The organism is Kaistia granuli DSM 23481 (assembly GCF_000380505.1).
Taxonomy (GTDB): domain Bacteria; phylum Pseudomonadota; class Alphaproteobacteria; order Rhizobiales; family Kaistiaceae; genus Kaistia; species Kaistia granuli.
The window spans coordinates 15,288-28,106 of the sequence record NZ_AQYH01000008.1 but is presented as its reverse complement, the minus strand read 5'-3'; the positions used below and the strand labels follow the sequence as shown (position 1 = coordinate 28,106).

Genomic DNA, 12,819 nt, shown 5'->3' with positions numbered 1-12,819 from the left:
TCCACGGAGCTCCCTCTTTTGAAATCCATCGAGAACTCGATCGAGAACATGATCATGTCGGCCCGCTGGCTGCTGGTCATCTTCTATGGCGGCCTTGGCGCCGCGCTGATCCTCTACGCGATCTCCTTCCTGGCGAAGTTCTGGAAAGTGGCGCTGAACGTTTTCGTTTATGACGATTCCGACATGATCCTGGCCATGCTCGGCCTGATCGACGCCGCGCTGGTCGCGAGCCTCGTCGTCATGGTGATGATCGCGTCCTATGAGAACTATGTCAGCCGCTTCGACAGCGCAGGGCATGACCTGTCCTGGCTCGGCAAGCTCGATTCCGGCAGCCTGAAGATCAAGGTCGCCTCGTCGATCGTCGCGATCTCGTCGATCCACCTGCTGCAGGTATTCCTGAACGCCAACGAATACACCAACGACAAGATCATGTGGTCGACCATCCTGCACATGACCTTCGTCGCCTCGGCGCTGCTGCTGGCCCTGGTGGACCGCATCTCCGCCTCGCCGAAGAGCCTCAAGGAGGCGGTTCTGCCGAAGGAGGAATGACGTCGCAGCTGTCGATCATCGCCGCGGTGGCGGAAAACGGCGTCATCGGCCGCGACGGCGACATGCCGTGGAAGTTGTCGACCGATCTCAAGCGCTTCAAGGCCATCACCACCGGCAAGCCGGTGGTGATGGGCCGCAAGACCTTCGTGTCCATCGGCCGGCCTCTGCCGGGCCGCCTCAACATCGTGGTGACGCGCGACAGCGGTTTCGCCGTGGACGGCGTCATCGTGGTGCCGGATCTCGACGCCGCATTGGCGGCGGCGAAGGATGCGGCGGAGGTGATGGTGATCGGCGGCGGCGAGATCTACCGCGCCTTCCTGGATCGGGCCGACCGGCTCTACATCACGCATGTCGAGGCGACGCCGGAAGGCGATACCCGTTTTCCGACCATCGATCCGGAGACCTGGGAAGCGATTTCGAGCGAAGAAGTCCCGGCCGGACCGTCCGATACCGCAGCCAGCCGATTCACGACCTATGCGCGCCGGCATTCCTGACCGGAATGGTGGATAAACGTCGCATCCGCGTTGAAAGCGCGGCATCGGCACACCACTTCCAGCCTCGCTGAGGCCCTGCAGAGGCCGCATATCCGGGGCTTCTCTTGCTTCGATGGGCGGGGGCAGGTACGCCTTCCCTATTGATCGACAACTAAGGAGCGAAGATGCCCTGGAGCAACCAGACGGGCGGCGGATGGAAAGGAAGCAACAACGGCGGACCCTGGGGTCAGGGCCCGCGCGGCAGTGGCCCTAATCCGCCGGATCTCGAGGAACTCCTTCGTCGCAGCCAGGACAAGCTCAAACAGGTTCTACCTGGCGGCTCCGGTGGCGGCTTCAACCCGGTATTGTTCATCGCCGTTCTCGCCGTGGTGGTGGCTTTCCTCGGCTATAACTTCTTCACCTTCCGCGTCGAGCCCGACGAGCAGGGTGTTGTCCTGCGTTTCGGCGAGTATCAGCGCAGCGCGCCTCCGGGCCTGAATTTCCGCCTGCCTTATCCGATCGAGGCCGTCTACACGCCGCAGGTCACGCGCGTGAACCGGACCACCGTCGGCACGATACAGGATGACCGGAACACCAGCTCGAACGGCCGCGACGTGCCGCAGGAAAGCCTGATGTTGACTGGTGACGAGAACATCGTCGACGTCGATTTCTCGGTCTTCTGGGTCATCAATGACGCCAGCAAGTATCTGTTCAACGTCCAGAACCCTGAAGGCACCGTCAAGGCGACCGCCGAGAGCGCCATGCGCGAAATCATCGGTCGCTCGGACATCCAGCGCGTCCTGACGGAAGAGCGCCTCGGCATCCAGACCGCCGTGCAGGAACTGATGCAGAGCAAGCTCGACCAATACGGCGCCGGCATCCAGGTCACGCAGGTTCAGCTTCTGAATGTCGGCCCGCCGGCGGAAGTCATCGACTCGTTCCGCGATGTGCAGGCGGCCGAGCAGGATCAGGACCGCGTCCAGAACGAAGCCCAGACCTACGCCAACCGGGTGATCCCGGGCGCGCGCGGCCAAGCCTCGCAGATCGAGGAAGCGGCCAACGCCTATCGCGACCAGATCGTCGCCGAAGCCAAGGGTCAGGCCGATCGTTTCACCAAGGTCTATGAATCCTACAAGGCGGCTCCCGCCGTCACGCGTGAGCGCATCTATCTCGATACGCTTTCGGGGGTCTTCGCCGACATGGACAAGATCATCGTCGACGAGAAGGGAAGTGGTGTCGTGCCCTTTATGCCGTTGCCTGCCTTGCAGGGCGCGCCCGCCAAGCAGGGAGGCTCGCAGTGATGGGTCGCATTTTCGGCGGGCTCGGCCTCGTCATCGTCATCCTGATCGCGATCCTCGCTTATTCGGGCCTGTTCATCGTCAACCAGACCCAGCAGGCGCTGGTGCTGCGCTTCGGTAATCCGGTGCGCGTCGTCACGGATCCGGGCATCTATGCCAAGGTCCCGCTCATCGACAATGTCGTGATGCTGGACAAGCGGCTGCTCGACATCGACTCGCCGCCGATCGAAGTCATCGCCCGCGACCGCAAGCGTCTCGTGATGGACGCGTTCGGCCGCTACAAGATTGTCGACCCGCTGCTGTTCTATCAGGCAGCCGGCTCGATCCCGGTGGCGGAATCGCGTCTCGCGGTGATCCTGAACTCGGCCATCCGCGGTGCGGCCGGCCAGATGGACTTCAGCGCCATTGTCCGCGAGGGCCGTGCACCGCTGATGCGCCAGATCACCGAGCAGGTCCAGCGTGAAGGCAAGCGCCTCGGTGTCGACGTCGTCGACGTCCGCATCCGCCGCGCCGACCTGCCGCCGGAGAACAGCCAGGCCGTCTACCAGCGCATGCAGACGGAACGCCAGCGCGAAGCGACGGACATCCGTGCGCAGGGCGAGCAGGCGGCCAAGACGATCCGCGCGCAGGCCGACAGGCAGGCGACGGTCATCGTGGCCGAGGCGAACCAGCGCGCCGACGAGATCAAGGGTGACGGCGACGCCGAGCGCAACCGCATCTTCGCGGCGGCGTTCGAGCAGGACCCCGACTTCTTCTCGTTCTACCGGTCGATGCAGGCCTATCAGGACGGCATGAAGAGTGGCACGACGCGGATGGTGATCTCGCCGACGTCGCCGTTCTTCCGCTACCTGACCGACCCGAGCGGCAACGCGCTGGCGGTTCCCGAGCGTAGCACGCCCGGCAAGCCGGCGCCTGCCAAGGTCTCGGAACCGGCCGCGCCGGCTCCCGCCGCCCCGGCCGTTGACCAGGCGGCGCCTGCCGCCACGCCGTGACGGATTTCGTCACCGCGCTGGGACTGGTCCTCGTCATCGAGGGCGCGTTCTACGCGATGGCACCGACGGTTGCGAAAACTCTGATGCGGCAAGGTATTGCCGCATCAGACTCGCTGTTGCGAGGATGCGGGCTGATCGCGCTCGCCATCGGCGTCGCCGTCGTCTGGCTCGCGCGAAACTGACACTCGGCACGGACGCGTCGTGCGCTAGATGTATCGAAGTCGCCGTCGTGTCATTCTCGACGCCGACGCCAGAGGAGAGATGCAGATGGCCGCGGCCAAATCGAAAACCTATCGCCTTTGCCTTGCGGCGGCCCTTGGCGCCTTGCTGAGCACCGCCACGCCGGCGACCATTCCTGCCGCTCTGGCGCAGGGCCCGGAATCCGTGGCCGATCTCGCCGCCGGCCTGGTCGATTCCGTCGTCAACATCTCGACGTCGCAGACGATCGAGGGATCGCGCGGCATCCCGGCGCCGCAGGCGCCGGAAGGGTCGCCTTTCCAGGAATTCTTCGACGAGTTCTTCAACAAGCAGAAGGACGGCGCCGACAATTCACCGCCGCGCAAGGTGCAGTCGCTCGGCTCGGGCTTCGTGATCGACGCCTCCGGCATCATCGTCACCAACAATCACGTCATCGAGGGCGCCGACGAAATCGTCGCCAATTTTAATGACGGCTCCAAGCTGACCGCGACACTGCTCGGCCGCGACGAGAAGACCGACATCGCCGTGCTGCAGGTCAAACCCACCGCTGCAAAGCCGCTCAAGGCGCTCCAGTTCGGTTCCTCCGACACGATGCGGGTCGGCGATTGGGTGATGGCGATCGGCAATCCGTTCGGCCTCGGCGGAACGGTGACGGTCGGCATCGTCTCGGCCCGCAACCGCGACATCAATTCCGGGCCCTACGACAATTTCATCCAGACAGACGCCGCCATCAATCGCGGCAATTCGGGTGGTCCGCTCTTCAACATGAAGGGCGAGATCATCGGCATCAACACGGCGATCATCTCGCCCTCGGGTGGCTCGATCGGCATCGGCTTCGCCATACCCTCCGACGCGGCGGTGCATGTCATCCAGCAGCTGCGCGAATTTGGCGAGACTCGGCGCGGCCTGCTCGGCGTGCGTATCCAGCAGGTGACCGACGAGATCGCCGAGAGCCTCGGCATGGGCGCCGCGCGCGGCGCGCTGGTCGCCGGCGTGACCGAGAAGGGGCCTGCGGCCGAAGCCGGCATCCAGCCGGGAGATGTCATCCTCTCCTTCGACGGCAAGCCGATCGTCGAGATGCGTGACCTGCCGCGTCTGGTCGCCGACGCCAATATCGACAGGCTCGTCGATGTCGTCGTGATCCGCAAAGGCAAGGAGATCACGCTCAAGGTGAAGGTCGGTCGCCTGACCGAGGCGGCGGAGAAGGTCGAGGACAAGCAGGCGGCGACCCCGGTCGAGCCGCCGAAGCCGGTCGTCACCGAACTGCTCGGCCTGACGCTGTCGGAGCTGACGCCGGATTTGCGCACGCAGTTCTCGATCGCCCCGGAAGTGAAGGGCGTCGTTATTACAGCGATCGATGCCGGCAGCGCCGCGGCCGAGAAGGGCGTCGCGATCGGCGAGGTGGTCGTCGAGGTGTCGCAGGAGCCGGTCTCGCAGCCGGCCGACGTGACGACGCGGATCGAGACGCTGAAGAAGGACGGCCGCCGCTCGGCGCTGTTCCTGATCGCCAACAAGTCCGGCGAATTGCGCTTCGTTCCGCTCAAGCTGGACGAGTAGGGCGCGGGCGGCGCGATGCCGCTCAGGCCTTCTTCGTGACAGCTCGACGACCGTCATCCCGGACTTGACCCAAGATCCATTCGCCGGGTCGCTCGTATACGAGCCTCCCGGCACCTTGGCCGTGTGGATCCCCGCCTGCGCGGGGATGACAGCGAGGGTGGGGATGACGTTGAGGGTGGGAAAGCACTGCCGGTCGATCTTCCAGGCATGAAGCCCGAAAGTGCGACGGCCCGAACGCTCAGCGCCGGTCGAATTCTTCCCGCGTCAGCCGGTAGAGCACATGCGGGCGCAGCGGGTGGCCTTCCTCGATCTTGGGATGATCGAAGTCATCGGCCGGATCCCTGGTCATGCCGAGCCTTTGCATCAGGCCGGCCGAGCGGGTGTTCAGCTTGGCCGTGAAGGAAACGATCTCCGGAAAATCATGCTCTGCGAAAGCCGCCGCGAGCACCGCTTCTGCCGCTTCGCGCGCATAGCCCATGCGCCAGAACGGTCGCGCCAGGCGCCAACCAATCTCGACCGACGGGGCGAAATGCGCTTCCGGAAATACGTCGAAGAGACCCGTCATACCGACAAGGGCCCCGGTCGTGCGTTCTTCCAGCGCATAATTGCCGAAGCCGTGCTCGACCCAATGCGCCTCGATCCGATCGATGAACGCGTCCGAATCCGCCCGGCCCAGCACGGATGGAAAGAACTCCATCACTTCCGCGTCGGCACACATCGCGGCGAAGGGCGCGCGATCGCTGTCCTGCCAGCGGCGAAGGCGAAGTCGGGGCGTCTCGATCGGCTTCATGCGGCGAAGTCGCTCCGTCGATAGCCCTGGGCGTAGAGCAGGGCAGTCAGGTCGTTGTGGTCGATGCGGGCGGCCGCCTCGGCCGCGACCTTGGGCTTCGCATGATACGCCACACCGAGGCCGGCCGCACGGATCATCGCAAGGTCATTGGCACCATCGCCGACGGCCAGGGTATCGATCTTCGACAGCGAGAAACGGCGGGCAAGCTCCATCAACGCCGAGAGCTTGGCTTCCTGGCCGAGGATCGGTTCTTCGACCGTGCCGGTCAAGACGCCGTCCTCATGGTTCAGGATGTTGGCGCGGTTCTCGTCGAAACCGATCTGTGCTGCGACCGGGCCGGTGAACAACGTGAAGCCGCCAGAGACCAGCGCGGTATAGCCACCGGAGGCCTTCATGGTGCGGATCAGCTCCGGGCCGCCCGGCATGAGCTTGATGCGCTCGGCCAGCACCGTGTCGACGACGGAGAGCGGCAGGCCCTTCAGCAGGCCGACGCGCTCGCGCAATGCCGGCTCGAAGGCGATCTCGCCCCGCATGGCGCGTTCGGTAATGGCGGAGACATGCGCCTTCAGCCCGGCCATGTCGGCGAGCTCGTCGATGCACTCCTGGCCGATCATGGTCGAATCCATGTCGGCGATCAGGAGCTTCTTGCGGCGGCCGGCAATCGGCTGTGCCACGACGTCGACCGGCCGGCCGTCGATCATCTCGTAGAAATCGGTGCGGATGACATCGAGGCTGTTCTCGCCGGCGGGCAGCGTAACGTCGCAGGCCTCGCCATCGGCAAGCCAGTCCGGCCGGCCGGCGCCGGGAAGGTCGGCGGCTTCATCCACCACCTCCGAAAGCGATGCCGCATGTTCGGGCCGTGCTATGAACGTGGCGACAAATTCGAACGGAGCGGTATCGGACGGCATGGGCAACCTGAATTCAGCAAAAATGGGACCTGCCGTCCTGATAGCCGGGCCAACCGCGAGCGGCAAGTCGGCCCTGGCCTTGGCATTGGCGCGCAAGCATGGCGGCGTCGTCATCAACGCCGATTCGATGCAGGTCTATCGCGAACTCCGCATTCTCTCGGCCCGCCCGGATCCGGACGAGGAGGCAGAGGCGCCGCACCGCCTCTATGGCCATGTTGCTGCCAGCGAACGCTATTCGGTGGCTCGTTGGCGCGAGGACGCGAAAGACGCGCTCGAAGCCGCTTGGCGGGACGGCCGGCTGCCGATCGTGATCGGCGGCACCGGCCTCTATTTCAAGGCGCTGACCGAGGGCCTTTCTTCGATCCCGCCGATCCCGGTCGAACTGCGCGGGGCTATCGAGGCGCGCGCTGACGCCGAGGGCGTGCCGGCCCTGCATGCGGCGCTGCAAAAGCTCGATCCGGAAAGCGCCGCCCGGCTGGCGCCGCTCGATCGCACCCGCGTTGTCCGCGCTCTGGAGGTGGTCGAGGCGACCGGGCGCTCGATCGGCGACTGGCAGCGGGAAACGGGTGCGCCGCCATTGGTCGACGCGTCTTCGATCCGCCGGATCGTGCTTGAGCCGGAGCGGACGGTGCTCTACGAGCGGATCGGCCGGCGTTTCGACGGCATGGTCGAGCGCGGTGGCATCGCCGAAGCCGAGGCACTGCTGGCGCTCGGGCTCAACCCGGCGCTGCCGGCGATGAAGGCGATCGGCATTCGCGAGTTCGGCGCCCATCTCGCCGGCGAGCTGTCGCTGGACGAGGCGATCGAGCGCGCCAAAATGGAGACCCGCCGCTATGCCAAGCGGCAGGGCACCTGGTTCCGCAACCAGATGGCGGATTGGGAGCGCCTCGCGCCCGGCGCGACGCTCCCGGAGATCAGCTGGCGATCTGCATGACGACGCGGCCGTCGATCTTGCCGGCTCTCATCTCGTCGAAGATGGCGTTGATGTTGTCGAGCTTGTCCCAGCTGTAATGCGGCGTGACGAGTCCGTCGGCAGCGAACTCAAGGGACTCGGCCAGGTCCTGCCGCGTGCCGACGATCGAGCCGCGAATCGTGATGCGGTTCAGCACGACGTCGAAGATCGGCGTCGGGAAATCGCCCGGCGGCAGGCCGACCAGCGCCAGCGTGCCGCGCCGGCGAACCATGCCGAGCGCCTGGGCGAAAGCGGGGCGCGAGACGGCGGTGACGAGCACACCATGCGCGCCGCCATCGGTCGCCTTGCGGATCGCGGCCGTCGGATCGCCTTCCGACGCGTTGACGGTGACCTCGGCACCCAGTTCGCGCGCCAGCTTCAGCTTGTCCTCGCTGATGTCGACGGCAGCGACATGCAGGCCCATCGCCTTGGCATATTGCACGGCCATGTGGCCGAGGCCGCCAATGCCGGAGATCACCACCCACTGGCCAGGCTTCGCCTCGGTTTCCTTCAGGCCCTTGTAGACGGTGACGCCGGCGCACATGACGGGCGCGGCGGCGCCGAAATCGAGCTTCTTCGGGATGTGACCGATATAGTTCGGGTCGGCCAGCACATAGTCGGCATAGCCGCCGTTGACGGAATAGCCGGTGTTCTGCTGCTCGTTGCAGAGCGTCTCCCAGCCGGAGAAGCAGTGCTCGCAATGGCCGCAGGCGGTGTAGAGCCACGGCACGCCGACGCGGTCGCCTTCCTTGACACCCCTAACGTCGCGGCCGACGGCGGCGACGAAGCCCGAACCCTCATGGCCAGGGATGAAGGGCGGCTTCGGCTTCACCGGCCAGTCGCCCTCGGCGGCATGCAGATCCGTGTGACAGACGCCGCAGGCCTCGACCTTGACCAGGATGCGGTCGTGCCGCATCTCGGGGATCGGTACGTCCTCGATCACCAGCGGCTTGCCGAATTCTCGGACGACGGCGGCCTTCATCGTTTTCATCACGACCTCCTGATTGGCTTGTCGATACGGTATCCTGATCGCATTCTTGCCGTGGATCAAACCCGGCCGTGGCCGGCAGGGCCATGATCTCGATCAACCCGCCGCCATCGCAGTCTGCCATTGACGCTTTCAACGGCGCGAGCTTTGCTGGGGTTCGATCCATCGGACCCTTGCCAAGGAATGACGACATCATGCGGTTGCTGCCCGCTTCGCTTGCCCTCATCGCCGTCCTATCCCTGCCTGCCATCGCCACGGCGGGCGAAAGCGTCGTGACGCTCGATGGCGGCGTCGCCGGCACGCTCAACCTGCCGGATGGTGCAACCAGCGCGCCGGCCGTCCTGATGCTGCATGGCTTCGGCTCGTCGCGCGACGAGGTCGGCTCCATGTATGCGCGCGAGGCGGCAGCGCTCGCCAAGGAGGGGATCGCGTCGCTCCGCATCGACTTCCGGGGCTTCGGCAAGAGCGACGGCGACACCGGCGCAACGACGATTGACGGCCAGCTCGCCGACGCCAAGGCGGCCGCCGCCTATCTCGCCAGCCAGAAGGGCATCGATCCCCAGCGGCTCGGCATGATCGGTTTCTCGCTCGGCGGCGGCGTCGCCACGCTGCTCGCCGGCGAAGAGCCGGATCGCTTCAAGTCGCTGGTCACCTGGTCCTCGGTCGGTGACTTTTCCAAGGACATGAAGGGGTCGATCGGCGCCAAGGCCATCGCCACCGCCGAGACCGAGGGCGTTGTCGGGCTCGATCTCGGCTGGCGGACGATCGTGCTGAAGAAGGGCTTCTTCGACAGTCTCGAGACGCATAAGATCGACAAGGCGATCGCGACCTATCCCGGCGCCTATCTCGCCATCGCCGGATCGAAGGATTTTTCCGCCGCCTATCCGGAAGGCTTCGCCAAGCTGGCCAAGGGCGAGACCAAGGAAGTCTGGATCGTGCCGGAGGGCGACCACATCTTCGGCAGCCTCGGCGACGACCAGACGATGGCCGATAGCGTGATCGCCAAGACCGCGGCGTGGTTCAAGAAGACGCTCTGACCGGCCAACGCGGCGGGCGAGCCGATGCGCGGGCAGGGCAGACAAGACTACCCGTGACGCGTCGCGCCACGGACCGGCGGGAGTGCCTGTCGCATGCGCTGGTTGTTCGGTCTCTTCGTCGTCCTTGTCGCCGCGCAGGCAGCGGCCGACGAGCAGCCGCGCCTCTATCTCGAGGATTTTCGCCTTGGCCATGCGCCGGGCGCCGTGCGTGTCGCAAGCTGGCGCGAGCTCGACCCCGATCGCGCCGAGGCGCAGGCGCTGTCAGGCTGCCGGGCCCTCGGCTGGGATTGCAGCGAGGAGCCGGATCCGGCGCGTGCGGCGGCGCGATTCATCAAGCCGGAGATCGTCGTCGGCGCCTATCGCGGCACGGCGCTGGTGCTTCGCCGGCGCGGGCAAAGCTACTACGCCAAATTCGCCGCGCCGCCCGGCCATACCATCTGCAAGGCCGGCATTGATCTGGTCGGCGGCTATATCAGCCCCGGCGCCGTGTTCGCCGGCGCGATCCAGCGCATCGGCCGCGACGGCCTCGGCATCTATGCGGCGCTGCCGCAGGCGAGCCACGGCTCCGCCGCGATCGCCTTCCGGTTGATGATCGCCACCGTTCCGACTGTGCGCTTCGACCGGGACACCTGCTGGCCGGACGGCACCATCGTCTTCCTCTGCCCTGGCTCGACGCGCTGCCAGCCGAGCCGCGCCTATCCCGAAACCGACCTGAGATGACGATCACACCTCCGACTCTTGACCTTCCGGTCAATCTTTTGGATTAATTCGCGCCTTACCAAACGGAAGGCGCGGGCGTCGCGGGGGCCCGGGCACAGCGTCGACCGTTCCTGCCAAGCGGAACCTTCCCATGCAACGCCTCTCGACCCGTTCTGTCCCGGAACGCCATCGGCTCGCCTTCGTGCATGATTTCGTCGCGCGCCATGTCGCCGGCATGGAATTCCGGCCGCTCGACCCGCGGAGCTTCGACATCGACCTCGCCGCCTATGCCCTGCCGGACGCCGTGACGCTGGCGCAGGCGCACTATTCGCCGCTCGACGGCGCGCGCTCGCGGGCGCTGCTTGGCGACGGCCGCGACGATTACCAGCTGATGATCCATTCGACCGACCACCAGGTGTCAGTCGACGGCAAGCCGCCGATCACGGTCGCTGCCGGTGATCTGATGATCGTCAACCAGGCCGTCTGGACCGAATGCCGGCTGCCGGAAACCTGGCTCCGCGTGGTCCAGCTCGACCGCACGCGGCTGGCTCGCCTGCTGCCGCGCATCGACCGGAGCGGCTGCTACATCATCCCCGCCACGACCCCCGGCCTGCATCTCTTCGCCGGCTATGCCGAGCTCTTGCGCCAGAGCCCGCCGGGCGACGCTGAGGCGGCGGCGCTCGCCGCCCGCCATCTCTACGATCTCGTCGCCCACCTGCTCGGCGACGTCGTCCCGGGCGACACGGCGCGCGGCGGCGAGGGCATCGGCGCGGCGCGAATGGCGCTGGTCAGGAAGGAGATCCTGTCCCGCCTCACGGATCCGGAGCTCGACATCGGCACCATCGCGCGCCGGCAGGGCGTCACGCCGCGCTATATCCAGCGCCTGTTCGCCGCCGAGGGCACCAGCTTCACCGAATATCTGCGCGAGAGCCGGCTGCAGCTTGCCATGCGGCAGCTGCGCGACGGCCAGACCGGCTCGATCGCCGACATCGCCTTCGCCGCCGGCTTCCAGGACCTGTCGCATTTCAACCGCGCCTTCCGCGGCCACTTCGGTTGCACGCCGTCGGACATCCGGGCGGCGACCCTGCGCGAACGCGCCGGCTGAGCCGCACCGGCTGTCCGCTTTCCTTTTTTCTTCCTTTCGCTTCGGAAAAGCGCGCGCTGTTCGTTCCGCGCCGCATCGGTTCGCTCCTCGCCAAGACGGCGTTTTGGCGCCGTCGTAGAGCGGTCGCCGTCGGCGGCATGGGCCGCCATCCGCGACGGGCCGGGGGGCTCCGGAGATCGAGACGCGGCGCATGGCGAGGGTTGGACGCTCCGGGAGGAATTCGGAGCACGTCCTGTCCGGCTTTGCGCCCGAGAGGGAGAAAGCAATGCGACGAGGGATGTTTCTGGTGCTTGGCCTCGCCTTGGCGGGCTGCAGCCAGACGACGGAGACCGCTTCGACCGACAAGGCGGGGCAGGGAGCCAAGGTCATCCAGGCCGGCAAGTCGGCGCCGGTCCGGCAGGCCTCGGCCGCCGGCCGGGCCCAAGCCTCGGCCCAGGCCTGCGCCGACGCGGTGAAGAAGGCGAGCGACGCGCAGATGGGCGCGGCGGTGCTGGGCGGCGCGCTGTCCATGGTCGGCGGCTTCGGCGGCTATGCCGGGCAGGCCGGCATGGTGGCGGCGCAGGCGGCCTCCGTCGGAGGCTCGCTGGTGCAGCAACAGACGAGCCACAAGGCCGAAGCGGCGATGAGGCAATCATGCTGATGTTTCCCTACACCCGCCGCAGGCAGATCCGCCGCTTCGCGCTGGCGCTGGCCGGCCTTCTGCCCTTCCTGGCGCTCGTCTTCGCCGTTTCGCCGGCGAGGGCTCTGAACCGGCAGGAGGCGATCGTCGTCGTCAAGCTGGTCCAGGCGTTGTCGCCGGAATTCGGCAAGCTCGCCTATGACGAAGCGACCGCCGACGACTGGTTCGAGGCCGACGCCGAGAGCGGCAACCGCATCACCCGCGCCGGCTTCACCCGCGAGACCTGGCGCATCGCGCTCGATGCCACCGTCACCGGCTATATCGCCTGCCTGCCGGAGGCGGAGTTTCGCGACAGGCTGGCGACCCTCCGCGCCAAGGCGGAGACCCGCGGCGTCTTCAGCGACGCGCAGAGGCGCGCCATACTGGAATGGGTCGACGAGGTCACGGCCCGGCTGCAGGCGATGCGGGTCGCCGGCAGCGAACATGCCGAAATCGTCCGTCCGCTGGTGCCGCGCCTGCAAAAATGGATGGTCGAGTAGAACCATCCCCGCGAAAATCCCGTCGCGCGGCTCGGCCCCTTGAGCCGCCGGCGGGACGGCCCTGCCGGAGGTGCCGCATCTCCGGCAGGGCTTCCTTTGTCGCCGCCTCCCTTTT

General features: G+C 66.6%; 15 protein-coding genes. 12 read left to right on the top strand and 3 right to left on the bottom strand.

From position 1 onward, the window contains the following. Positions 1-18 precede the first annotated feature (18 nt). The 6 genes from G342_RS0112500 to G342_RS0112475 all read left to right on the top strand — a co-directional run bounded on the left by G342_RS0112500 (position 19) and on the right by G342_RS0112475 (position 5,067). Positions 19-549: a TIGR00645 family protein gene (locus G342_RS0112500; protein ID WP_018183487.1), complete on the top strand. Its 531-nt coding sequence runs from the start codon at positions 19-21 to the stop codon at positions 547-549. Continuing rightward, entirely contained in the window at positions 546-1,043 is a 498-nt protein-coding gene (folA, locus tag G342_RS0112495; protein ID WP_018183486.1) for a type 3 dihydrofolate reductase, read from the top strand. The genes G342_RS0112500 and folA overlap by 4 nt, the downstream gene beginning before the upstream one ends. 164 nt (positions 1,044-1,207) lie before the next feature. Beyond that, a complete protein-coding gene (gene hflK, locus G342_RS0112490; RefSeq protein WP_018183485.1) occupies positions 1,208-2,323 on the top strand; it encodes an FtsH protease activity modulator HflK in 1,116 nt (371 codons plus the stop codon). Continuing rightward, positions 2,323-3,312 carry a protease modulator HflC gene (gene hflC / locus G342_RS0112485; RefSeq protein ID WP_018183484.1) on the top strand — a complete coding sequence of 330 codons (990 nt, stop codon included), beginning with the start codon at positions 2,323-2,325 and terminating at the stop codon, positions 3,310-3,312. Before hflK ends, hflC begins: the two co-directional genes overlap by 1 nt. Then, positions 3,309-3,494: a DUF2065 domain-containing protein gene (locus G342_RS0112480; protein ID WP_018183483.1), complete on the top strand. Its 186-nt coding sequence runs from the start codon at positions 3,309-3,311 to the stop codon at positions 3,492-3,494. The genes hflC and G342_RS0112480 overlap by 4 nt, the downstream gene beginning before the upstream one ends. A gap of 85 nt (positions 3,495-3,579) precedes the next feature. Then, positions 3,580-5,067 (top strand): DegQ family serine endoprotease, encoded by a 1,488-nt coding sequence (locus G342_RS0112475; protein WP_018183482.1) that lies wholly within the window; start codon positions 3,580-3,582, stop codon positions 5,065-5,067. Positions 5,068-5,305: 238 nt separating this feature from the next. Here the strand turns inward: G342_RS0112475 and G342_RS0112470 are convergent, their stop codons facing one another. Beyond that, positions 5,306-5,857 carry a GNAT family N-acetyltransferase gene (locus G342_RS0112470; protein ID WP_018183481.1) on the bottom strand — a complete coding sequence of 184 codons (552 nt, stop codon included), beginning with the start codon at positions 5,855-5,857 and terminating at the stop codon, positions 5,306-5,308. Continuing rightward, positions 5,854-6,765, bottom strand: coding sequence for a phosphoserine phosphatase SerB (gene serB / locus G342_RS0112465; protein WP_018183480.1), 912 nt, complete (start codon positions 6,763-6,765; stop codon positions 5,854-5,856). Before serB ends, G342_RS0112470 begins: the two co-directional genes overlap by 4 nt. 22 nt (positions 6,766-6,787) lie before the next feature. Between serB and miaA the strand changes: the two genes are divergently transcribed. Next, positions 6,788-7,699, top strand: a complete 912-nt coding sequence (gene miaA, locus G342_RS0112460; protein ID WP_018183479.1) for a tRNA (adenosine(37)-N6)-dimethylallyltransferase MiaA — start codon at positions 6,788-6,790, stop codon at positions 7,697-7,699. Here the strand turns inward: miaA and adhP are convergent. After that, positions 7,680-8,711 carry an alcohol dehydrogenase AdhP gene (gene adhP / locus G342_RS0112455; RefSeq protein ID WP_026304376.1) on the bottom strand — a complete coding sequence of 344 codons (1,032 nt, stop codon included), beginning with the start codon at positions 8,709-8,711 and terminating at the stop codon, positions 7,680-7,682. The genes miaA and adhP overlap by 20 nt on opposite strands. 188 nt (positions 8,712-8,899) lie before the next feature. Here adhP and G342_RS0112450 point away from each other — a divergent pair, with 188 nt between their 5' ends. The 5 genes from G342_RS0112450 (at position 8,900) to G342_RS24040 (ending at position 12,704) form a co-directional block, all read left to right on the top strand. After that, positions 8,900-9,742 carry an alpha/beta hydrolase family protein gene (locus G342_RS0112450; protein WP_018183477.1) on the top strand — a complete coding sequence of 281 codons (843 nt, stop codon included), beginning with the start codon at positions 8,900-8,902 and terminating at the stop codon, positions 9,740-9,742. A gap of 93 nt (positions 9,743-9,835) precedes the next feature. After that, a complete protein-coding gene (locus tag G342_RS0112445; RefSeq protein WP_018183476.1) occupies positions 9,836-10,462 on the top strand; it encodes a hypothetical protein in 627 nt (208 codons plus the stop codon). 130 nt (positions 10,463-10,592) lie between these two features. Then, the gene (locus G342_RS0112440; protein WP_018183475.1) at positions 10,593-11,546 is read left to right on the top strand and encodes a helix-turn-helix transcriptional regulator; all 954 of its coding nucleotides are present in this window, start codon (positions 10,593-10,595) and stop codon (positions 11,544-11,546) included. A 265-nt stretch (positions 11,547-11,811) separates the two neighbouring features. Next, positions 11,812-12,186 carry a hypothetical protein gene (locus G342_RS0112435; RefSeq protein ID WP_156830929.1) on the top strand — a complete coding sequence of 125 codons (375 nt, stop codon included), beginning with the start codon at positions 11,812-11,814 and terminating at the stop codon, positions 12,184-12,186. Further along, positions 12,180-12,704 carry a hypothetical protein gene (locus tag G342_RS24040; RefSeq protein WP_018183473.1) on the top strand — a complete coding sequence of 175 codons (525 nt, stop codon included), beginning with the start codon at positions 12,180-12,182 and terminating at the stop codon, positions 12,702-12,704. The genes G342_RS0112435 and G342_RS24040 overlap by 7 nt, the downstream gene beginning before the upstream one ends. The last annotated feature ends 115 nt before the right edge of the window (positions 12,705-12,819 follow it).